18 protein-coding genes are annotated in these 21,505 nt (G+C 67.7%); 4 read left to right on the forward strand and 14 right to left on the reverse strand.

Going from position 1 to position 21,505, the window contains the following annotated elements; genetic code table 11:
- Positions 1–322: 322 nt before the first annotated feature.
- The 9 genes from RI032_RS06760 to RI032_RS06800 all read right to left on the reverse strand — a co-directional run bounded on the left by RI032_RS06760 (position 323) and on the right by RI032_RS06800 (position 8,234).
- Positions 323–1,966 carry a CsgG/HfaB family protein gene (locus RI032_RS06760; RefSeq protein ID WP_322548031.1) on the reverse strand — a complete coding sequence of 548 codons (1,644 nt, stop codon included), beginning with the start codon at positions 1,964–1,966 and terminating at the stop codon, positions 323–325.
- Positions 1,967–1,982: 16 nt separating this feature from the next.
- A complete protein-coding gene (locus RI032_RS06765) occupies positions 1,983–2,660 on the reverse strand; it encodes a hypothetical protein (protein ID WP_019337988.1) in 678 nt (225 codons plus the stop codon).
- A 135-nt stretch (positions 2,661–2,795) separates the two neighbouring features.
- A complete protein-coding gene (locus RI032_RS06770; protein WP_019337987.1) occupies positions 2,796–3,896 on the reverse strand; it encodes a hypothetical protein in 1,101 nt (366 codons plus the stop codon).
- Entirely contained in the window at positions 3,887–5,083 is a 1,197-nt protein-coding gene (locus RI032_RS06775; protein WP_019660897.1) for a hypothetical protein, read from the reverse strand. Before RI032_RS06775 ends, RI032_RS06770 begins: the two co-directional genes overlap by 10 nt.
- A 107-nt stretch (positions 5,084–5,190) precedes the next feature.
- Entirely contained in the window at positions 5,191–6,453 is a 1,263-nt protein-coding gene (locus tag RI032_RS06780) for an RNA polymerase sigma factor (RefSeq protein WP_322548032.1), read from the reverse strand.
- Positions 6,454–6,498: 45 nt separating this feature from the next.
- Positions 6,499–6,855: a DUF1428 domain-containing protein gene (locus RI032_RS06785; protein WP_019660895.1), complete on the reverse strand. Its 357-nt coding sequence runs from the start codon at positions 6,853–6,855 to the stop codon at positions 6,499–6,501.
- A 24-nt stretch (positions 6,856–6,879) separates the two neighbouring features.
- On the reverse strand, positions 6,880–7,290 hold the full coding sequence (locus tag RI032_RS06790) for a VOC family protein (protein WP_049480831.1): 411 nt from the start codon (positions 7,288–7,290) through the stop codon (positions 6,880–6,882).
- Positions 7,291–7,330: 40 nt separating this feature from the next.
- Positions 7,331–7,753 carry a VOC family protein gene (locus RI032_RS06795; protein ID WP_106551248.1) on the reverse strand — a complete coding sequence of 141 codons (423 nt, stop codon included), beginning with the start codon at positions 7,751–7,753 and terminating at the stop codon, positions 7,331–7,333.
- A 67-nt stretch (positions 7,754–7,820) separates the two neighbouring features.
- A complete protein-coding gene (locus RI032_RS06800; protein WP_260363986.1) occupies positions 7,821–8,234 on the reverse strand; it encodes a YciI family protein in 414 nt (137 codons plus the stop codon).
- A 737-nt stretch (positions 8,235–8,971) separates the two neighbouring features.
- On the opposite strand from RI032_RS06800, the gene RI032_RS06805 reads away from it, so the two are divergent.
- Positions 8,972–9,379: a YciI family protein gene (locus tag RI032_RS06805; protein WP_010484148.1), complete on the forward strand. Its 408-nt coding sequence runs from the start codon at positions 8,972–8,974 to the stop codon at positions 9,377–9,379.
- Here RI032_RS06805 and RI032_RS06810 read toward each other — a convergent pair.
- A complete protein-coding gene (locus tag RI032_RS06810) occupies positions 9,357–11,438 on the reverse strand; it encodes an NHL repeat-containing protein (protein WP_322548033.1) in 2,082 nt (693 codons plus the stop codon). The two genes, RI032_RS06805 and RI032_RS06810, sit on opposite strands and share 23 nt — an antisense overlap.
- Before the next feature lie 165 nt (positions 11,439–11,603).
- Here RI032_RS06810 and RI032_RS06815 point away from each other — a divergent pair, with 165 nt between their 5' ends.
- Positions 11,604–13,124 (forward strand): tetratricopeptide repeat protein, encoded by a 1,521-nt coding sequence (locus tag RI032_RS06815; protein WP_134958839.1) that lies wholly within the window; start codon positions 11,604–11,606, stop codon positions 13,122–13,124.
- Between the two features lie 93 nt (positions 13,125–13,217).
- On the opposite strand, the gene RI032_RS06820 is transcribed toward RI032_RS06815, so the two are convergent.
- Positions 13,218–13,994, reverse strand: coding sequence for a lytic transglycosylase domain-containing protein (locus RI032_RS06820; RefSeq protein ID WP_317215289.1), 777 nt, complete (start codon positions 13,992–13,994; stop codon positions 13,218–13,220).
- A 319-nt stretch (positions 13,995–14,313) separates the two neighbouring features.
- Positions 14,314–15,687 carry a D-serine/D-alanine/glycine transporter gene (cycA, locus tag RI032_RS06825; RefSeq protein WP_322548034.1) on the reverse strand — a complete coding sequence of 458 codons (1,374 nt, stop codon included), beginning with the start codon at positions 15,685–15,687 and terminating at the stop codon, positions 14,314–14,316.
- 230 nt (positions 15,688–15,917) lie between these two features.
- On the opposite strand from cycA, the gene RI032_RS06830 reads away from it, so the two are divergent.
- The gene (locus RI032_RS06830; RefSeq protein WP_109815298.1) at positions 15,918–17,534 is read left to right on the forward strand and encodes an EAL domain-containing protein; all 1,617 of its coding nucleotides are present in this window, start codon (positions 15,918–15,920) and stop codon (positions 17,532–17,534) included.
- A 320-nt stretch (positions 17,535–17,854) separates the two neighbouring features.
- Here RI032_RS06830 and RI032_RS06835 read toward each other — a convergent pair whose 3' ends face one another.
- Both RI032_RS06835 and RI032_RS06840 read right to left on the reverse strand, forming a co-directional pair.
- Positions 17,855–19,039 carry an MFS transporter gene (locus RI032_RS06835; RefSeq protein ID WP_322548035.1) on the reverse strand — a complete coding sequence of 395 codons (1,185 nt, stop codon included), beginning with the start codon at positions 19,037–19,039 and terminating at the stop codon, positions 17,855–17,857.
- Entirely contained in the window at positions 19,036–20,214 is a 1,179-nt protein-coding gene (locus RI032_RS06840; RefSeq protein WP_224328922.1) for a serine hydrolase domain-containing protein, read from the reverse strand. Before RI032_RS06840 ends, RI032_RS06835 begins: the two co-directional genes overlap by 4 nt.
- Positions 20,215–20,442: 228 nt before the next feature.
- On the opposite strand from RI032_RS06840, the gene RI032_RS06845 reads away from it, so the two are divergent.
- Positions 20,443–21,342: a LysR family transcriptional regulator gene (locus RI032_RS06845; protein ID WP_010484156.1), complete on the forward strand. Its 900-nt coding sequence runs from the start codon at positions 20,443–20,445 to the stop codon at positions 21,340–21,342.
- The last annotated feature ends 163 nt before the right edge of the window (positions 21,343–21,505 follow it).

Below are 21,505 nucleotides of genomic sequence, written 5' to 3' on the forward strand. Positions count from 1 at the left end.
GGTTGCGGGGGACGCCGTAAACCCCCAGACCGGCCCAGCCGCTGGCGGCTGTGCGTTCGGGCGCTTGCGAAGCAATGCTTCGCAAGCAAAGCGCCCTCACCCTTGGGGGCTTGGCCGCGGCATCCATGCCGCGGACACCCCCGCAACCGGACCCACCCCGCCTTCGACACATTTCTGCTGCTGTTGGTGGGCGTCAACCTTGGTCGACACGCCGCTGTTGGTAGGTGTCGACCTTGGTCGACACGGACGGAAACAAGAAGGGGTCAGAGTCCTTTCCCTGCGGGAAAGGGCTCTGATCCCATCTGTGTGTTGCTTCAGCCTGTTACCAGTTCGGGTCTTCGGCGGGGGCCGCCGCGGCCTTGGGCTTCGGCTTGGCCGCCGGGCGTGCGGCGGCGGGAGCGGCCGAGGCGGTCGCGCCTGCGGCGGCCGTTGCCGGCTTGCTGCCCAGCTTCTGGCGCAGTTCGATCTGGCCCGGGCGGAAGCCGCCGCGCATCGCGTCTACGCCGTCTTCGATGGTGCCGTAGGACGTCTGCGCAGCCACGCGATCGATGCGGATGGTGCAGCACGGGTGTTCGCTGCGGCCCAGCGAGCGGCCGGTCTGCGGGTCCTTCAGTTCTTCGCCAAGGCGCACGGCCTGCCAGCGCTGGCCAGCCTGCAGCGTTTCGCCGCCCTGGCTCAGTACCACCTGGTCGCCGTCCACCGAGACCACCGACACCGGGAACAGGGTGGTGACGATGGTGGTGCCGATCTGGCCGGACAGCGATTCCATCATCGCCGCGGCCATGTTGCGACCGTTGACCACGCGCGGCAGGGTGCTGGGGCCGGTCGAGGCCAGCTGGTGGTCGAAGCTGTCGGACATCACCACCTGGCCGGTGGTGGCGTTGATCAGGCGCAGGGTGATGCGCCCGCCACCGGAGTACGAGGTCACCTGGCGGTCGGACATGCGCAGGTTGCGCACGCTGCGCGGGTACTCGAAACGTTCGATGGTCGGGATCAGGATCAGGTCGGTCGCCAGCTGCTGGCCCACGCGTGCGGTGTCCTGCAGTCGCACGTTGCCGCTGTTGATGTGGTCGATCTCGGCCTGCAGCTCGTCACCAAACTCGCGGTCCAGCACGATGAAGCGCTGGGTCTGGGTCAGCGTGTCGGACAGGCGTGCGCGGATCGCGTCGGCCACTTCGTCCGCGTCCACGCGGCCGTCGCCCACGGCGTAGCTGCCGGCCTTGGTGCGCGGCAGTGCAACCACGATCTTCGGCTTGCCCTGCTCGTCCGGTGCACGGTACTGGGCGATCTGTGCGCGCACGCGCACCTTCCAGTAGCTGCGCATGCTGCGATGGGTCACATCGGAATCGTAGGAGCTGGCGCCACGCGTGGCATCAACACTCACCTTCTCGTCGTAGCTTTGCTTGACACTGGCCGAGGCCGAACCGCCCTTGGCCGAGGCTTCGCCGGACGCACTGGCCGACGCCGAGCCCTTGAAGCTCCAGCCTTCGTCGCTGGCGCGCACGCGGGCGATGGTTTCCTCGTCCAGCTGCCGCACTTCTTCCTGCGACAGGATTTCATAGCCCAGCACCGCGCCCTGCGAGCCGGCGATCATCTGCTGGGTGAACGCGTCGGCGCGGATATCGCCGACGTGTTCGTCATCCACATCCACATGCAGGCCTGCACGCAGGCTCTGCATCTGGCTGGCCACGCGTACGCCGTTGACCTGCGCCACCGCCGACTGCAATGCCGCCAGCACCGCCAGTTCCGGGGTGCTGCCGATGCCGTCGGCTTCGCGCGCGACCTGGGTGGTGCCGCCGAAATCCGGCGTGCCACGCAGGGGCGCTGCTTCCACGGGCGCATTGCTGGCCAGTGCACTGGTTGCCTTGTCCTTGGCGGGCGCGGCGGCCGGGGTGTCCTGCTTGCCACAGGCTGCAAGCAGCGTGGCAGCCAGGCCCAGGCCGATCAAACGGTAGGTCATACGCATGGAGATTCGCCTCGGATCAGAGCTTGTCGAGCATCGAATCGGCGTTGGACGGCACCTTCACCTTGCTCTTCTTGGCGAAGGTCACGGCCGACTTGGTCGAGCCGTACAGGCCCTGGATGAAGCCCGGCGACTCCTTGGCCACCCATGCACCTGCCGCCAGCTTGCGGCCGACGGTGGCCAGCTGGGTCGCGCCCAGGTTCTTCATGCCGGCGGTGAAGTTGCTGGCTTCGCCGCCCAGCTTCTGTGCTTCGGCCGCCGAGGACAGCAGCGAGACCAGGCCTTCGGCGTAGTGCTGCTTGGATTCAGCGTTCAGTTCCGGCTGTGCGGCCTGGCGCTCGTTGATCGCCGCCTGCGCCGCTTCGCTGACCGACACCGACTTCTTCATCGCATCGACGCTGACCGAACCCGACGACAGCGCCTGGCGCTCGGCTTCCAGCAGCTGCACCTGCTCGGCCAGGCCGAAGGCGCGGGCGAACGAGGTCTGGGCCTGCAGCGAGTGCGACTGCGAGGTAACGAAACGACGCACCAGCGCTTCCTGCGCGGCTTCGTCCGGAGCGGCGGCGCTGGAGGCGCTGCTGCTGGAGGTGCCGGTGGCGGCACCGGCCAGGTCCTTCAGCTTGCCCAGGCCAGCGTGGGCCGGCATCGACAGGGTGGCGGCAGCGATGGCCACGACAAGAGCGGTAGTGCGGATCATGGGATTTCCTTTATGAGAAAGACGGCCGCAGCGCGGCACGCGAGATCGGGGATGGCAGCGAGTCAGTGCCGAGCAAGCTCGGCACCCACCAGAGCCGGTAGCGCCGGGCCATGCCCGGCGAGCGCAGCGGTAACGTCAGCGGACCGCCTTGACGTTCAGTTCGTTGATCATCTGCTGCGCGGCCTTTTCGGCCGCCAGCTGCAGCGCGTTGGTACGGGCGACGGTTTCGTTCGGACCGGTACCGGAGAACTGCACCGGGCCCACCGACGACACGGTGCGCGGGAAACGACCGGTCACGTCCAGCACCTTGCCGGTAACGGTGACGAACACGCGGGTGTTGCCGCTGGCCGGATCGCGGTCGCGCATGCCGACGTCGAGGGTGCCGACGGCGATGTACGGAATGTTGGCCGCACGAATGCCGTTGGCGGTATCACGCAGGGTGGCCGGAGCCAGGTCATTGCCGGTGCTGAAGTCCTTGCGGATGCGCTCGATGCTGAGCAGGCCGCGCGACTCGCCTTCCACGTATTCGGCTTCGACCACTTCGTAGCCGGCGGCGCTGAAGGCACCGGTCATCGCGGTGTTCACTTCGGCCGCGTTGGCCACCTTCCAGCTGATGTTGTCGCTGCGCTGGGTGGTGCTGCCACCGCTGGTGACCGACATCGAACCGTTCTGGTTGATGCTGCCGTTGGTGCTGACCGAGTTGCCGCGGAAGCTGTCGCCTTCACGGGTGTTCTCGCTGTAGCTGCTGCTGGCGTCGACGCGGCGGTATTCCTTGTCCTGGAACGACTGCACGGTGTCCTGCGAGCGCGCCATGAACAGGAAGGTCAGCAGCGAACGCTGGGCGGCGGTGGCACCGGCCACGGCCGAACCTGCATCCAGCTTGGTCTGCAGCAGGGTGGTGTTGATCTCGGCGCGGACGGTGACGGTGTAGGTCTTGGCCTTCTTGTCTTCGGTGTCCGACAGCTGCACGGCACTGAGCACGTAGCGGTCGATCTCGCCGATGAACTCGGCGCGGCGCGCTTCGAACAGGCGCAGCTTGGCCGCACCGGTTTCGGCAATGTACGCCTCCAGTGCATTGACCTTGGCCTTGTTCAGGGCCTGGGCACGGGTGTCGGCACTCAGGCGCAGGCCGTAGCTGGCCGAACCAGTACCGCGCGAACTGGCGGTCTGCGCAGCGACCGGCGAGGCCACCACCAGGGCGATGAGGATGAGCAGGATGGTACGCATCAACGACATGACTTGATCAACTCCTGGAGGGCTTGGGTCTGCTGCTGCAACGGGCGGCCGCCCGGCTTCTGTTCGTCCAGCCAGCCGCGCGAATCGGCGCGCTTGGCGGCGGCGCCGGCGAAGGCATCGAGGCCCGCCAGCAGGGTTTCGTAGCTGGCCGACCACTGGTCGACCTGCCACTGCGTGACCGGCACCACCTTGGTGGCCCCCTTGCGCAGCGGCTGTTCGAAATAGACCTTGCCGGAGAACGGCTCGGTCACCTTGGCGGTGAAGAACGCGCCGAACAGCATCGTCTTCATCGCCGGGGTTTCTTCGATCACGCCGTTCTTCAACGCATCGACCTGCAGGTTGATGACGTAGTCCGGCTCGGGAATCTTCAGCTGGTAGACCTTGCCGTCGGCAAAGCGCGCCGCCATCGCACCACCGATCGCCTGGCCTGAGGCCGGCGGCAGCAGGCCGACGCCGGTATTGGACGACAGCGTCTTGGACAGTTCGTGGGCCAGCGTGGCGCGCAGCGGGGCGTCCCACTTCGGGTCGGGCAGCTTGGCGCGGACCGCGTCGGACAGGGTTACGCCACCGACCTGCAGGCGACGCACGGCGGCATCGGGCAGCTTGGCCTGGGCGAGGCTGGCGGCCAGCACCTGCGACAGGCTGGTATCGGCACTGCCGTACAGGAGATCGGCAACGATCGCGTCGATATCGTCGTTGTCCGGCCGGTAATCCTGCACGTCGATGCGCTGCAGGGTCAGCGGATAGGACGCGATCACCTGGCGCTCGCGGAAGTCGAAGAACAGCGCCTGCAGCGCCACTTCCACCAGCACCTTGTACTGGTCACCGATCGGCTCGACCGAGACCAGTTCGCGGTCCAGTGCCGCGGCCAGCACGGTCGCGCTGGTCGTGCCGTCGAGCATCGCCACCGGCTGGTCAATCAGCTGCAGGTGGGCCGGGGCGCGGCGCTTGAGCGACTGTGCCAGCGCCTGGTTCAACGGAATCAGGCCGCGCTGTTCCAGCACCGCATGCGCATGCGGCGTTGTCGCCTGCACGGCGGCGGCATCAGCGGTGTAGGCAAAACCGGCCCAATAGGCCTGCTGTGATTTGTCTGCCGCCTGCACGGCCATCGGCCATACGGCCAGGCACAGGGCACAGGCAAGCAGGCGCGCAAAAGCGCGCGATGCGCTCTTCGTCCTTGAATACATCCAACCGCTCCTCGGTCAATACGCATGGAAAGTGGACGCTGACGCGTCCGCTGGGCGCGAAACATAACGGCTCACGGGGCTGCCGACAAGTGCTGCCTTCGTCGGGGTCACTCCGCGGGAGGCAGACCAGCCCGTTGCCGCAGCAGGCCGCGCTCTGCCTGGTTCTGGCTGAGTCTGGCGGCTTCCGCAAAAGCGTGACGTGCGTCCAAGTCGCGTCCCAACGCCTGTAGTAGTTCCCCGTGCACCACTTGCAGCGGCGCGTACTCGCGCAGTCGCGCGTCCACCAGCAACGGCTGCAGCTGCGCCCAGGCTGCGAAGGCACCGTCGCTGCGCAGTATCGCCACCACGCGGTTCAATGCGACAACTGGCGAGGACTGCACCTGCAACAGCTGCGTATAGAGCGTTGCGATGCGCGGCCAGTCGGTATCTTCGGGACGCCGCGCCGCCGCATGGCACGCTGCGATGCGCGCCTGCAGCACATAGGGATCGTCGCCGCCACCGGCGGCCAGCGCGCGCGCCAGCACCTGCTGCCCGCGTTCAATCTGCAGCCAGTCCCAGCGCGCGCGGTTCTGTTGGTCCAGCAGCACCGGCACGCCCTGCGCATCGGTCCGTGCTGCGGCACGCGAGGCCTGCAGCTCCATCAGCGCCAGCAGGCCCAGCACCGGCGGCACCGGCAGCCGGTGCGCCAGAATGCGCGCGAGTCGCAGTGCCTCGTCGCACAGCGCCGGACGCATCCAGTCGTCACCGGCACTGGCCGCATAGCCTTCGTTGAAGACCAGGTAGATCGCCTCCAGCACTGAAGCCAGCCGCTCGGGCATCGCCTCCGCGCGCGGCACTTCATAGGGCACCTGCTTCTGCGCCAGGGTGCGTTTGGCGCGCACGATGCGTTGGGCGATGGTCGGCTCGGGCTGCAGGAAGGCGCGGGCGATCTCGGTCGTGGTCAGGCCACCGAGCAGGCGCAGGGTCAGTGCCACCCGCGCATCGGCCGGCAACACCGGATGGCAGGCCACGAACATCAGGCGCAGCAGGTCGTCCCCCAGGTCATCTTCCAGCGCCTGGCTGTCATCCGGCGCTGGCAGGGGTGCCGGATGCAGTTCCTCACCCCATTGCGCATGCTGCTGCGCCACGCGCTGGTGCTGGCGCAGCACATCGATGGCACGGTTGCGCGCGGTGGTCATCAGCCAGGCTCCGGGATTGTCCGGGATGCCCTGCTCCGGCCAGCGCTCCAGCGCGGCCAGCCAGGTGTCCTGGGCCAGCTCCTCGGCGCGGCCGACATCGCCCCCGAGCAGCCGCGCCAGGCGCGCGATCAACACCGGCGACTCCATCCGCCAGAGGGTTTCCAGACGCTGCGTCAGTGCGGGATCGAGCATGCGCCGATCACAGCACGCACGCCCGGCCCGCACAAGCGCCATGGCTCACGCTTCGACGATGGGCTTGAAGCCGCCCCAGAACATGCGCTTGGTATCGAACGGCATGTCCTTCGGGCCCAGCGACGCCAGCCGCGGGTCGGCCATCACCCTGGCGTTGATGCGGTCGCGTGCCGCACGCGAGCGGAACACCACGAAGGCGACGATCACCGTTTCACCGGGCCTGGCTTTCACCGCGCGCGGGAATGACGTGCTTTTGCCCGGCTCCACGTCGTCGGCCACGCACTCCATGTACTGCAGCGCGCCATGGTCCTTCCACACCGCGCCGGCCTTGCGGGCAAGGCGGCGGTAGGCCGCCACCTTGTCCTGCGGGCACGGCAGCACGTAAGCATCCACGTAAGCCATGAGGGTTCTCCCTTGCGGCGGCCGTCAGCCCGGTTCGCCGTCCATGTGTGCGATTTCCCAGAGATGGCCATCCAGGTCCTGGAAGCCACGCTGGTACATGAAGCCCAGGTCGCGCGCCGGCTGCGGCTCGCTGGCGCCGGCGGCCAGTGCCTTGTCCACCAGCACATCAACGGCCTCGCGACTGGGCGCCGAGAGCGCATTGATCACTTCCGTGTGGGTGTGCGCATCGGCAATCGGCTTGTTGGTGAACTGCTGGAAAAAAGGTTGGGTCAGCAGCATCACGTAGATGCTTTCGCTGATGACCATGCCAGCCGCATCGTCATTGGTATAGGTTGGATTGAAGCTGTAGCCCAGCGCGGTGAAGAACGCCTTGGACTTCTCCAGATCCTGCACGGGCAGGTTGACGAAGATCATCTGCGGTTGTGGTGCACTCATTGGTAACGCTCCTTGTGGATGAAGAGGAAAGAGGGAGGGATCAGGGCTGCTTCATGCAATTGACCATCCACGGCTTGCCGTAGCGATCAATCAGCATGCCCCAGCGGTGCGCCCAGAACGTTTCGGCGATCGGCATCTGCACCTGGCCACCTTCGGCCAGCGCCGCGAACACGCGCTCGGCTTCTTCGATGCTGTCAACATCGACATTGATGGTGGTCGAGCCACCCTCGCCACCGCCGGGGCCATCGGCGGCCATCAGGATGGCGTTGCCGATCTCCAGCTGGCTGTGCGCGACGTGGTCGAGGGTTTCCGGCGGCATCTCGTTGCAGCCCGGCGAGCCATCGGAGGGCGGCATGTCGCGGTATTTCATTTCCGACGTGACCTGGCCACCGAGTGCCTTGGCGTAGAACGCCATCGCATCGTGGGCCTGGCCGCTGAAGCCGAGGAAGGGAATCAGTTTCATGGCACTACTCCGTTGAGGGTTTCAGGGCGGCATCGCCGGGCCATGCCCGGCGGGGAAATGGATCGGATCAACCTTCCAGCTGTGCACGCAGACGCTGTTCCTGCTGCTGTAAGTCGGGGGTGAAGGCTTCACCGAAGTCTTCGGCAGTGATCAGCGGGCGCAGTTCCAGCGTGCCGCCACTGCCGAACGGCGCGCGGCTGGCCCACTCGACAGCTTCCTCCAGCGACCGCACGTCCCACAGCCAGAAGCCGGCGATCTGTTCGCTGGCGGGACCGAACGGACCGGCCTCGACACTGGGTGCGCCACTGCCGAAGTGAATGCGGCGACCGCGCTGGGTGGCGTGCAGGCCTTCACCGGCCAGCATGATGCCGGCGGCCACCAGTTGTTCGTTGAAGGCGCCCATTTCGGACAGTTCCTGTTCGCTGGGCATGCGGCCGGCTTCGGAGTCGGCGTTGGCCTTCACGATCACCATCACTTTCATTGCAGTCTCCCGTGGGGACGCGTGGTGCGTGCCCTTCACTGGGTACAACGAACCAGGGTCATCGGAATCGACACGTTTCCGGAAATTTTTTTTCTGCGTGGAAAGCACGCCTTCGGCGGGAGGCGGCGAACGGCGGAGCCCCTCCGTGGCGGGTTTGGGTTGGTCGCTGAAAGCTCGGGTTCATGGGTTTGGCCGGGTGGGTAGGCGGGTCGGGGGACGCCGTAAACCCATCCATGGGGGCTTGGCCGCGGCATCCATGCCGCGGACACCCCCGCCCCGCCTACCCACCCGGCCTTGGACAGTTTCTTGCCTCCGGTACCCACCACGGGAAGATCAAGAGAAAAGGCAAAAGCAACAGCAACAGCAACAGCAAAAGCAACGGCGGTTGGCTGGCGGCCTCTGCTTTGCGAGCGAAGCGACCCGCTTTTGCTCTTGTTGTTGATTTCCCGTGGTGGATCGGCCGCCGGAATCTGTCTGGGGCCGGGCGGGTGGGGTTGGCGGGGTATCCGCGCCATGGATGGCGCGGCTAAGCCCCCATGGACGGGTTCACGGCGTCCCCGCCAATCCCACCCGCCCGGCCCACCCTCAGGAAACCCGCTTTCAGCGACCAACCCACCCCACCACGGAGGGGCTCCGCCGTTCGCCGATCGCCCGCCGCAGGCGGCTTTTCGCGCTGCAGCATGCCGGCAGGCAAACCTGCGCCATCATGGGCACCCCGCCCCCGCCAGGACCGTGCCATGCAGCAGTACCTGCTTCTGATCTACATCGAGCCTGCCCTGCTGCAGGCCCTGCCCATCGAAGAATTCAACGCGCTGATGCGCGACTGCCTGGCCCATGCCGACAAGCTGCAGGCCGAAGGCACGCTGCTGGCCGCACAGAAGCTGCAGCCGGTCGACACCGCGCAGACGCTGCGCGTGCGTGACGGCCACAGCCGCGTACTGGATGGCCCGTTCGCCGAAACCCGCGAACTGCTGGCCGGCTTCAACCTGATCGTCGCCCGCGACCGCGACGAAGCCATGCGCATCGCCCGCGACTTCCCTTGGGCACGCTTCGGCAGCATCGAAGTGCGGCCGCTGGAAGACATGGACGCCGAGCGCGAACGCTGCGGCGCCCCGGCCGCGGCTATGGCAGCAGCCGTACCCTGATCTCGCGCAGGCCGATGCCGTCGTTGCCGCTGTAGTCGCGCACGCTGGCGCGTACGATGTACTCACCCGGCGGCAGCGCCGACGGCTGCCAACGCCCGGTTTCCATCAGGCCGTCACGCACGGTGTTGGTGGCCAGATAACGGAAACGGGTCACCGCGCTGCCATGCACGGTGATCCCACTGTCGGGGGCGTAGGCCACGCGCACCGCTTCCTTCTGCGGCGGCATGCGGTTGAACACGATGTTCCAGCGCGGCTGCTCGTAACCCTGCAGCGGCTGCCCAGCCGCATCGAGGATCTGGTAGCCCACCTGGTACATGCCCAGGCGTCGACGCGGCAGGTTGTTGTCAACCTGGTCCCAGGCCTCGATCACGATCTGCACGCCACGCCCCTGCCGCGCCACCATCACCACGCCGTCGCTGCCGGCGGCCATGGGCTGGTCGGTGTCGTCCAGCAGCGCCACATCGGTGATGCGCGGTGCGAAGTGGTCGGCGTAGTTGTGGAAGCCCAGCGCCACGGCATTGGTCTCGAAGCCACCAGTACCCACGGCCAGGTGCACATGCGCCTGGTTGTTGATGCTGCCCAGGCGATCGCCGACGTGGATGCGCATGCCGCGCCGCACGCGCATCCGCTCCAGCTTGCCCTGCTCGTCGTACAGTGCCTGCCAGCGCGCATCGAACGGTTCATTGCGTGGGGTGCGGCCCACCCGCATGTGGATGTACTTGAGGCGATCCACGGCCAGGCCCTCGGCCTGCTCGCCCAGGCTCCAGGCCGCCATCGGGCTGCTGATCTTGCCATCGGCGATCGCCAGCACGGTCTGGCCCACATCACCGCGCACGTCGAAGCCACCGTGCAGGTGATGGCGACTCTCGCCCTTGAAGTTGCCGCGCACTTCACCCAGTGTGCCGACTACTTCGTGCCAGCCATCCTGCGGCGCCAACGGCCAGCGCCCGCCGGTATCGGGCAGGGCGGCATCGGCGGCCGGGCCGACCAGTGCCGGCGCGGGCAGGTCGCCTACCGGCAGTGGGCGCAGGCGATGCAGACGGTAGCTGGCGGCGTCGGCCACCAGCACGCTGCCATCGGCATCCATCGCCAATCCGCTGGGGCGGGCCAGGCGCGGCAGACGACCGTTGCCGACCAGCGCGATCTGGTGGCCCTGCGGCGTCACCTGCACGATGCGGCCATCAAGATCACCCACGTACAGCACGCCGTCGTGAGTGGTGGCCAGCGACAGCGGCCCATTGATCACGCCACCGGCGGCGACCACGGTGCTGACCGTGCCATCAGCGCCCATGCGGCGTACCGCGTTGTTGAACAGATCGGCCACCAGCAGCGCGCCCTGCGCATCGAAGGCCAGTGCCACCGGCGTATCGAAGCGCGCCGCAGCGCCCACGCCATCGGCCATTCCCGGGCGCTCACCGCCGGCAAGGGTGCGCACGTTGCCATCAGTACCGATCACCCGGATGCGGTCGTTGTAGGTATCGGCCACGTAGACCTGGCCCTGCGCGTCCACCGCGATGCCCATCGGCGCATCAAAGCGCGCCTGCGCGGCCGGCCCATCGGCATAGCCCTGTTCACCACCCGCCAGCGTGGTCACCTGCCCATCGGTGCCGATCCGGCGGATCGCATGGTTGCCGGTGTCGGCCACATACAGGTTGCCCTGCGCGTCGGCGGCAATGCCCGAGGGCGTATTGAAACTGGCCTGCAGTGCCGGGCCATCGACGCGCCCCTCGCCCTGCCCGGCCACCGTTTCAACGCGGCCATCGGAAAGGCGGCGACGGATCCGGTTGTTGTCGCCGGCATCGGTGAAATAGACGCTGCCATCGGCACTGCGCAGCAACGCGTACGGATCGGCGAAACGTGCCTGCGCGGCGGCGCCGTCGCGGTTACCCGGGTGGCCATCGCCGGCCAGCGGTTCGATCTGCGCGGTCCACGCCAGCGGCGTTGGAACCGGACCCACCGGTTCAGACAGCGTATGCAGCGGTGTCTCCCACCAGGTCGCAGCCAATGCCACTACCGTCGCCAACGCTACGCCTGCCGCCATCCATTGCCACCGTGCCATCGTGCTGCGCTGCCTGCCTGCTGCCTGAAGAGGCACCGACAATAGACGCTGAACGCACGATCCGCCATGGCCAATCGTACGGCCAAACGCCAGAGTTCCATCCATCGCGCTTGTTCTCGCTGGCTGCAGCGGGTTCAATGCGGTTCCCACGGATGGAGATCCTCCATGCCCCGCATCGTCCCCCTCGCCGCCCTGCTGATTGCCGCATTGGCCAGTTCATCCGCCACCGCTTCGATCACGGTGGTGCCACAGAAGCCGTCCGTCGCCGCCGATGCAATGCATCAGGCCTATGCCACGCGATGGGATGAGGCCATCCAGCAGTCGCGCAGTGGCAACACGCTGGGCGCGCTGATCGCGATGGAACGGCTGATGGAAGATCCGATGCTGGATGACTTCGATGCCGAACATCGCGGCCGCGCCGCGCAGGTGGCCGGCTGGACCGCGATGGTGCAGAAGAAGCCGGATCAGGCCCGCCGCTACCTGCAGCGCGCTCAGGAAGCACTGCCGGACGATGCGCAGATCCTGCTGACCCTGGTCTCGGTGGAACTGTCCGAGAACCAACCAGCGCCCGCCACGAAGCACCTGGTGCAGGCACTGAAGCATGCCGACGCGCCGTTGCCGGTGGACCGCCACGCGATCAACTACCTGCAGTTCCGCCTGCGGGACCAGCCGCAGCAGCGCATGGAACTGCTGCAGGCGCTGTTCGACAACGGCTGGAAGAGCGGCGGCCTGGAACCCACCGGAATGTGGCTGGCACTGGCCACGCTGCAGGCCGACAACGGCCGTGGCGACGATATTCCCGCCACGCTGGCGCGCATCACCGGTCCCGCCGAAATCATCCGCCTGCGCAGTGACAAACGGTTTGACCGCTATGTCGACCGCGCCGATGCCCGCTTCGATCCGGTGCAGGCTGCACAGAAGCACCTCGACGAACTGCGGGTTTCCGGCCTGCTCGACCGGGCGCTGGATGCACGCATGGCCGAGTTCAGCAGCACGCTGCTGATGCTGGACCGCAACGAGGAAGTGCTGGCACTGACCGATGGCATGGCCAGTGCGGCGGCCGAGGGCGAGTCGCCCCCGGCGGCGGAAGCCGAATGGGTGGCGTGGCTGCTCAACAGCCGGCTTACGGCGCTGCGCCGGCTGGGCCGTACCGATGATGCGCTGGCGGCAGCCAAACTGGCCGCACGCATCGGCGCACTGGGCCCGGATGGTGCCGAGCACCAGTTCAACGTCGGCTTCGTGTTCAGTTCGCTGGGCCGCATGCAGGATGCCGCCACCGCGGTGAATGACATGCCGGGCCTGGCCGGATACGGCAAGGCGGCCCAGGCACTGCTGCAGTTCGTTGCCGCCCGTGAACGTGGCGATGCCAAGGCCGAACAGGCCGCGCGTGCAGCGATCCTGGCCCAGGGCGATGACGCGCGCCTGTTCCAGCGCGAGATGCTGCTGGACGAGGGCAATCTCGACGGCGCCGCTGCCGTGCTGATCGAACAGCTGCGCTCACCCGTCGAGCGCGGCGAGACACTGGCCTCCCTGCAGGACATGCGCACCTATCCGTCGTTGCCCGGTGACGTGAAGATCGATGCGGCCTGGCGTGCGCTGAAGCAACGCGCCGACGTGCAGGCCGAGGTTGCCCGCCTGGGCCGCATCGAACGCTACGAACTGGTCAGCACCTCCACCTCGCGCTGAGGAGCTTTTGTGTAGAGCCGAGCCCATGCTCGGCTGCAATTGGCGCAGCCGAGCATGGGCTCGGCGCTACACCGCGCGTACAGCGCCACCGGCCTAGCGCGCCGGCACCTCGGTACGGATGCCCATCGCCTCGCGGTAGCGCGCGTACAGCGCCATCACCTTGTCCACATAGGCCAGGGTTTCGGCATAGGGTGGCACGCCCTTGTAGCGGGTGACCGCGCCGATGCCGGCGTTGTACGCAGCCGCCGCCAACGGCCGATCACCGTTGTAGCGACGCAGCAGCGCGCGCATGTAGCGGGCGCCGCCATCGATCGACTGCTGGGGCGAGAACGGATCATTCACGCCGTACTCCTGCGCGGTGTCCGGCATCAACTGCATCACGCCCTGTGCGCCCTTGCTGGACACCGCCAGCGCATCGAAGTTGCTTTCAGCATGGGCAATCGCGCGCAGCCACGCGTCATCGACGCCCGTAGCCTTGGCCGCAGCCTTGAACTGTTTGGCGTGCTGCGCCAGCTGCGGCTTGCCGACCTTGCCCAGGCCTTCGTGGGCCGGCTCGCCCGGCGGCGTGGCCATGGTGAACTTCAGGAACACCCGCGAGCCGGGCAGGTTGCGGGTGGAGTAGACCAGCGCGCCATCCTGCTCGCGCTCGTACAGCACGCCGCTGAACACGCCCATGTTGCCCCACAGGTTCGGGGTCTGGATGGCGTTGTCGTCGATTTCCTTCGGGGTGCAGCGTGAACCGGGTTCCGGCGCGGTGGCCAGGCTGACGGTGTTGCCCTGCACGCAGCGGTAGACGGTGCGCGCGGCAGCCAGCCCGGGCCACAGGCTGGGCAGCAGCAACAGCGCTAGCAGGAGAGGGCGAGGGGACATGGCGGCCGGATGATCCGGCCGTGCCCGCTAATGTCGGGTGAATGGGGGCCGGCAGGGCTGCGCCCTGCACCTGCAGAGGCAACGTCAACAGCCAGAGCAGCGCTGGGCAGTTGAGGGCTGGTCGGGTGGGTGTGGCCCGGCAGGACACGCCGTAAACCCATCCATGGGGGCTCGATGGCGCCATCCATGGCGCCAACGGTCCTGCCGGGCCACACCCACCCGCCCTCGACAGTTTCCTGCGGCTGACAGTAGATCCACGCCATGCGTGGATGAAGCTCTCTGGAGACGATGGGTCAATGGATGGAACGAAGACGTTGGATCACTTCGCGGTCTTCCGACGCACCCAATACCCCACGCCAAGCAGCACGAACCACACCGGGCTGGCGATCAATGCCTGGCGGGTGTCGGGCTGCAGGCTCAGCAGCACCAGCACGGCCGCGAAGAACACCAGGCAGGCCCAGCACATGGCAACGCCCCCGGGCATCTTGAAGATCGAGGCAGCGTGGCGCTCCGGGTAGCGGCGGCGATAGGCCATGTAGGCCACCAGGATCAGCGACCACACGAAGATGAACAGCACCGTGGCCAGCGTCGTGACCAGGGTGAAGGCGGTCACCAGGTTCGGAATCAGGTAGATCAGCAGCGTGCCGCCGAGCAGGCACAGGCACGAGAGCAGCAGGCCGCGGGCCGGCACTGCAGCGCGCGACAACTTCGACAGCCCCCGCGGTGCGTGGCCTTCCTCAGCCAGGCCGTACAGCATGCGGCTGGTGGAGAAGATGCCGCTGTTGGCCGAGGACGTGGCAGAGGTCAGCACCACGAAGTTGATCAGGCTGGCCGCGGCCGGAATACCGGCCAGCACGAACAGCTGCACGAACGGGCTCTTGTCCGGCACCACCTGGCGCCACGGGGTGACGGCCATGATCGCGATCAGCGCCAGTACGTAGAAGATGATGATGCGCACCGGAATCGAATTGATCGCCTTGGGCAGGTTGCGCTCGGGGTCGGCGGTTTCGGCGGCCGTGGTGCCGACCAGCTCGATGCCGACGAAGGCGAACACTGCAATCTGGAAGCCGGCGAAGAAGCCGACCAGGCCCATCGGGAACATGCCGCCGTCATTCCACAGGTTCGACAGCGCCGCGGTATGACCACTGGGCGAGGTGAAGCCCCATGCCACCAATCCGGCACCGGTGATGATCAGCGCGCAGATCGCCACGATCTTGATCAGCGCGAACCAGAACTCCATCTCGCCGAACAGCTTCACCGTCACCAGGTTCAACGACAGCAGCAGCATCACGCACGCCAGCGCCGGTTTCCAGGCTTCAAGCCCGGGGAACCAGAACTGCGCGTAGGCGGCAATGGCGATCACATCGGCGATGGCGGTGACAATCCAGCAGAACCAGTACGTCCATCCACAGAAGAAGCCGGCCCAGGGGCCGAGCAGATCAGTGGAAAAATCGATGAAGGATTTGTACTGCAGGTTGGACAGCAGCAGCTCGCCCATCGCGCGCATCACGAAGAACAGCATCGCGCCGATGATCAGGTAGACGAAGACGATGGACGGGCCGGCCAGGCTGATGGTCTTGCCCGACCCCATGAACAGGCCGGTGCCGATGGCACCGCCAATGGCGATCAACTGCAGGTGGCGGTTGGACAGGCTGCGGCGCAGGTGCTCGGGGGGCGTTGCGGGCTCGGTCATGGGCGCGGGCAAAAGGGCGGGCGAAGCGTTCGACGGTAGTCCTCCTCAGGCAGGAGCGCCAGCGCCGGATGAGCCAATCCCGTCAAACTTGGCCGCTTTCATCACAATGTGACCAAATACCGGATTCATCCCATTCCGCCCGGCCCGGCGCCATGCTCAGATAGCCGCACCTGCCCAAGGATCGGCCCGACCATGCGCCCTGCCCTGCCCGCCCCGCTGGAGCCCCGGCCATGAGCCGGCTGCGCGTCATCATTGGTGGCACCGCACTGGCGCTGCTGGCCGCGGCCGTGCCGATCGCGGTGATGGCCTATGCCACCTGGGACCGTGCGGTCAGCGTCGAGCAGCAACGCCTGCGCGACATTGCCGGCCGTGCCCTGCGCCGCGCCGACCAGTCCTACCAGGAAGCACTGGCGGCACTGCAGTCGGCCGAGGTCGGCGCCCACAACGCCTGCGGGCCCGACCATATCCGGCGCATGCAGACGCTGGTGATGACCTCGCCGTCGGTCGACCAGATGGGCTACTTCGAGGGTGGCAAGCTACGCTGTACGTCGTGGGGGCCGTTCCTGTCCGACGTCAACCAGCCCAAGTCCGACCACGTCACCAGTGATGGCGCCGGCATCGCCGTGGATGTGCGCCCCGAGGCAAGCGGACGGCGCCAGGTCCTGTCGATCCTGTATGGCAACTACGACGTGCTGGTCGATCCGCGCCGCTTCGTCGATGTCATCGCCGACCCGAACGTGCGCCTTGCCCTGGCCAGCCCGGACGGCCGCCTCCTGGCCAGGCAGGACGGCATGGATCCGGCATTGCTGGAGACCCTGCTGCGCACGCCTGGTGAAGGCCTGGACCACAACACCCTGTACGCCACCGCCCGCAACGAAGAGTGGCTGGCGATCGCGACCACACCGCGTACCGCGCTCGCCGCGACCTTCCGCCAGCAGGCGTGGCTGTTCGTGCCGATCGGCGTTCTGCTGGCCGCTGTCGGTGCCGGCCTGGTGATCTGGCTGTCGCGTCGCCGCCTGTCGCTGCGCGGCGAGCTGGCCACGGCGATCCGCCGCCGCGAGCTGTACCTGCACTACCAGCCCATCATCGAACTGGATACCGGCATCTGCGTCGGCGCCGAAGCGCTGGTGCGCTGGCAGCGCCCGGATGGCACCCAGGTGCGGCCGGACCTGTTCATTCCGCTGGCCGAAGAGGCCGGCATGATCGGCGCGGTCACCGATCTGGTGATCGAGAACGTGGTGCGCGACATGCGCGAGCTGCTGGTGGCCGACCGCAGCGCGCACATCGCGATCAACCTGGCCGCCGAAGACATCAGCAGCGGCCGCGCGCTGAAGATGATCTCCAAGCACATGGCCGGCAGCGGCATCCTGCCGCAGCAGATCTGGATGGAGGCCACCGAGCGCGGCTTCCTCGACCTGGACCGCGCCCGCACGATGCTGGCACAGGCACGTCGGGCCGGGCACAGCGTGGCCATTGACGATTTCGGCGTCGGCTTCTCCAGCCTGCAGTACCTGGAACAGCTGCCGCTGGACGCGCTGAAGATCGACAAGTCGTTCATCGATGCGATCGGCACCGAGAGTGCAACCAGCCCGGTGACGCCGCACATCATCGACATGGCCAAGGAGCTGGGCCTGTGGGTGGTGGCCGAGGGCGTTGAAACCGAGGCACAGCTGGCGTATCTGCATACCCGCAAGGTCGAGTTCGCGCAGGGCTGGCTGTTCTCGCGGCCGCTGCCACGGGATGAGTTCGTGGTGTTCCATCACAAGCGGCAGCAGCGCTATGGCGCGGCGCGGGAGCACATGCAGAATCCGCGCAGCGTGCCGATCGAGCGTGAGGGAGTGGAGTAGGACGGCGAACGGCGGAGCCCCTCGTGGTGGGTCGCGTACTGCTATCCCCGGGGTGGCCGGGACGGTCGGGTTCGCGGGGGACGCCGTAAACCCGTCCATGGGGGCTTGGCCGCGGCATCCATGCCGCGGACACCCCCGCGAACCCGACCGCCCCGGCCTCTGACAGGTTCCGGCGGCGTCCCACCACGGAATCAACAGAAGAAAGCAAAAGCAAAGGCAAACGCGGGTCGCTGTGCTCGGTGGATCCACGCCATGCGTGGATGGCGTGGACCACGGTAGTGCCGGCCGCTGGCCGGCACCGCGCCATCACTGATCGCCGCCTACGCCCAGGCCTTCGGCCGTGCCAGCAACCACGCCACGCTCACCGACAGCAGCAGCAACGGCAGCCATCCCAACTGGTTCGGGCCGCCCGCCTGGAGCAGCACACCCCCAGCAACGCCACCGGCAGCAATGGCCAGGTTCCAGCCGGTCACCAGCATCGACTGCGCCAGATCCGCGGCGGCACCGGCACGCCGCGCCAATGCGGTCTGGAACAACGTAGGTACCGCGCCGAAGGCAACGCCCCACAGGATCGTCGCCAGCAGCAGCGCGATCGCGTCGCCCGGCCACAACAGCAGGGTCAGCACCGGCACGATGAAGCCGATCACCGCGGCCCACACCAGCGTGCGCAGATGACGGTCCACACCCCAGCCGGCAATGACGATGCCGGCGATGGCGGCCAGGCCGAATGCCAGCAGCAGGCGGTCCAGCCACGGGCCGGCACCGGCCTCCACCGCCAGCGGTTCGATGTAGGTGTAGAGCACGTTGTGCGCCAGCACGTACAGCACCATCACCGCCAACGCACTGCGCACGCCCGGCATGCGCCACACCGTAGCCAACGACGTACGCTGACCGGCCGCCGCCGCCGGCAACCCGGGCAATGCCCAGCGCGCGTAGGCCAGCAGCACGACTGCCAGCACACTCATCAGCGCGAATGCCCAGCGCCAGCCGATCTGCTGGCCCAGCAAGGTGCCCGCCGGTACGCCCAGCGACAGTGCCAGCGGCGATCCGACCATCGCCACCGCGATTGCCCGGCCCTGCAGCGAGGGCACCACCATGCGCGCGGCGTAGCCGGCCACCAGCGACCACAGCAGGCCACCACACACGCCGGCCAGGAAGCGCGCGGCCAGGATCAGCGGGTAGCTGCTGCTCAATGCGGTCAGCGTATTGACCACCACGAAGCCGGCAATCGCGGCGAGCAGCAAGGGACGTCGCGGCAGGCGCTGGGTCAGTGCGGTCATCGGCAGTGCGGCCATCACCGAGCCGAGCGCGTACACGCTGACCAGCTGGCCAACCGCCGCGTCGCTCACACCGAGGCTTTCGCCCATCGGCCGCAGGACGCCGGCCGGCAGGGTCTCGGTCAGCAGAGTGATGAAGCCGCCACCGGCCAGCGCCAGCAGTCCCGCCCACGGCAGGCGCGTGGCTTCACCGGCCGGGCCAGCCGCATCGATGGCATGGCCGCTCATCGCGCGGTCTCCAGATCGGCATAGACCGCATCGCGCAGCTCATCGACGAAGGCACCGTCCATGCCTTCGTACAGGGTGTTGGTCAGCGCCACCACGCTGAGCCCACGCGCAGGATCGACAAACCAGCTGTGCCCGTAGGCACCGCCCCAACGCCAGGTGCCTGCGCTCTGCGGCGTACCGCTGGCGGCCGCATCGCGCAGCACCGCAAAGCCAAGGCCAAAGCCCCAGCCGGCCGGTTCCGGCGGCCCCTGTTCGCCCACCTGCGGGCTGGCCATCTCCGCTGCCAGTGCGGGCGGCAACAGGCCTGAACGCTGCACATCACGCAAGGCCTCCAGCACCGCCATCACTTCATCGGCGCTACCGACCAGGCCTGCCCCGGCCGAGGGGAAACGGCTGGCATCGGTGGCGCGCGCGAGGCTGTACTCGATACCGACGGTACCCTCGAACGGAGCGACCACCTCGCCTTCGCGCAGGCGGTGCGGCTGCGGTGTGTCGCTCACATAGGGCGTGGCCAGCCGTGCCGCGTTGCGCGCAGCGAAGGCGGTGTCCCGCAGGCCCAGGGGTGCGGCCAGCAAGCGCTCGAACAGTGCCTGCAGGGATTCACCGGTCGCTGCTTCAGCCACGGCACCGGCAACGTCCACGCCCAGCGAGTACAGCCACTGGCTGCCCGGCGCGAACAGCAGGGGTGCCTGCGCGATGCGGCGCACGTTGTCGGCCAGAGAGAGCGGGTTCGCGTCCATGCCATCGCTGACGCCAGCGCGTGCGTAGGGACCCTTCGCATCGGCTTCGAGAAAGCGATAGCCCAGCCCGCTGCTGTGGCTGAGCAGCTGGCGCAGGCTGATCGCTGGCGTGCTGCCATCAGCCAGCGCCGGGCGGAAGTCCCGCAGCCAGCGCTGCACCGGTGCATCCAGGTCGAGCACGCCCTCGGCCACCAGGCCCAGGATCACCGTGCTCAGCAGCGGCTTGCTCACCGAGGCCAGCCGGAACAGCTGGTCGCGCTGCATCGGCGTGGCCGACTCGCGATCCGCCAGGCCCGTGGCGCTGGCATGGCGCAGCGCGCCGTGCTCGCGCACCAGCACCACCGCACCGACCAGGCGCTGCGGGTGGACCTGCTGCAGCAGCCGCTGCACCGAAGGCAGTGTCGGCGCAGGTTCGAAGGAAGGAGCGGCATTCATCGCGGTGATCCGTGGGGGAGAGGCCGCCACGTTAGGCAGCGGGCGTCCGCGCAAAAAGCCGGTTGCCGCTCCGGGCATCATGGACCGTGTAGTCCGCAATCGGCATGATGGCCGGAACCGCAAGGCCGCAACGGTCTCCACGCCACCCCGCACCACAGTGTTGCGATGGCGGAGCCGCCCGCTACAGCCGCGCCGGCCTACCCTGCCGCTTTCATTGCCCGCACGCCCATGTCAGTCCTGGACAACCTCGCCAACCTGCAGACCTTCGTGCATGCCGCCGACACCCGCAGCTTTGTCGAGACCGGGCGCCTGCAGGGCATATCCGCCTCGGCAGCGGGCAAGTGCGTGGCGCGGCTGGAGCACGCACTGGGCGTGCGCCTGTTCCACCGCAGCACGCGCAGCATCACGCTCACCGCCGAGGGTCAGCTGTTCCTGGCGCGTTGCCGGCGCATCCTCGACGAGCGCGATGCCGCCCGCACCGAACTGGCACAGCCGCACGCCTCGCCCCGTGGCACCCTGCGCATCAGCCTGCCGCTGGTGGGCGACCTCACCCTGCCGTTGATGGCCGAATTCATGGCCGCGTATCCGGATATCCGCCTGGACCTGGACTTCAGTGACCGCCTGGTTGATGTCATCGAAGAGGGCTTCGATGCGGTGCTGCGCGTCGGCGAACCCAGCGACTCGCGGATGAACGCACGCCGGCTGGGGGTATTCCCGCGGCGTGTCGTTGCCTCGCCGGGCTACCTGCAGCGCTGCGGCGTTCCGCGCACGCCGGCAGGCTTGATGCAGCACACGCTGCTGCACTATCGCTTCCCCACCACCGGCAAGCTGGAACCGTGGCCGATCCACTGGCCCGACGATGAAACGCCGCAGGAGCTTCCGGTGCACATGGTGGCCAACACCATCGAAGCGCGGGTAGCGCTCGCACTGCGCGATATCGGCCTGGCCTTCGTGCCGGTGCACTCGGTGCGCGATGCCCTGGCCGACGGCCGCCTGGTCACGGTGCTGGACGAACACGTGCATTCCTGCGGCACCTTCCATCTGCTGTGGCCGTCGGGCCGACACGTACTGCCGAAGCTGCGGGTGTTCATCGACTTCGTCGGCGCCCGCCTGGGTACCGTACCGTAGATCCACGCCATGCGTGGATGCGTCTCGCGGCAAAAGGAAGCCGAGCATCGGCTCGGCTCTACAGAACCGCCCGATCATCGGTAGCGCCGGGCCATGCCCGGCGGCCGCGCACCCGACCATTCAGCCACTGCCGCTATACTGGCCGCTCATTCCTCCAAGAGGC

It is taken from the genome of Stenotrophomonas geniculata (assembly GCF_034508895.1).
GTDB lineage: Bacteria > Pseudomonadota > Gammaproteobacteria > Xanthomonadales > Xanthomonadaceae > Stenotrophomonas > Stenotrophomonas geniculata.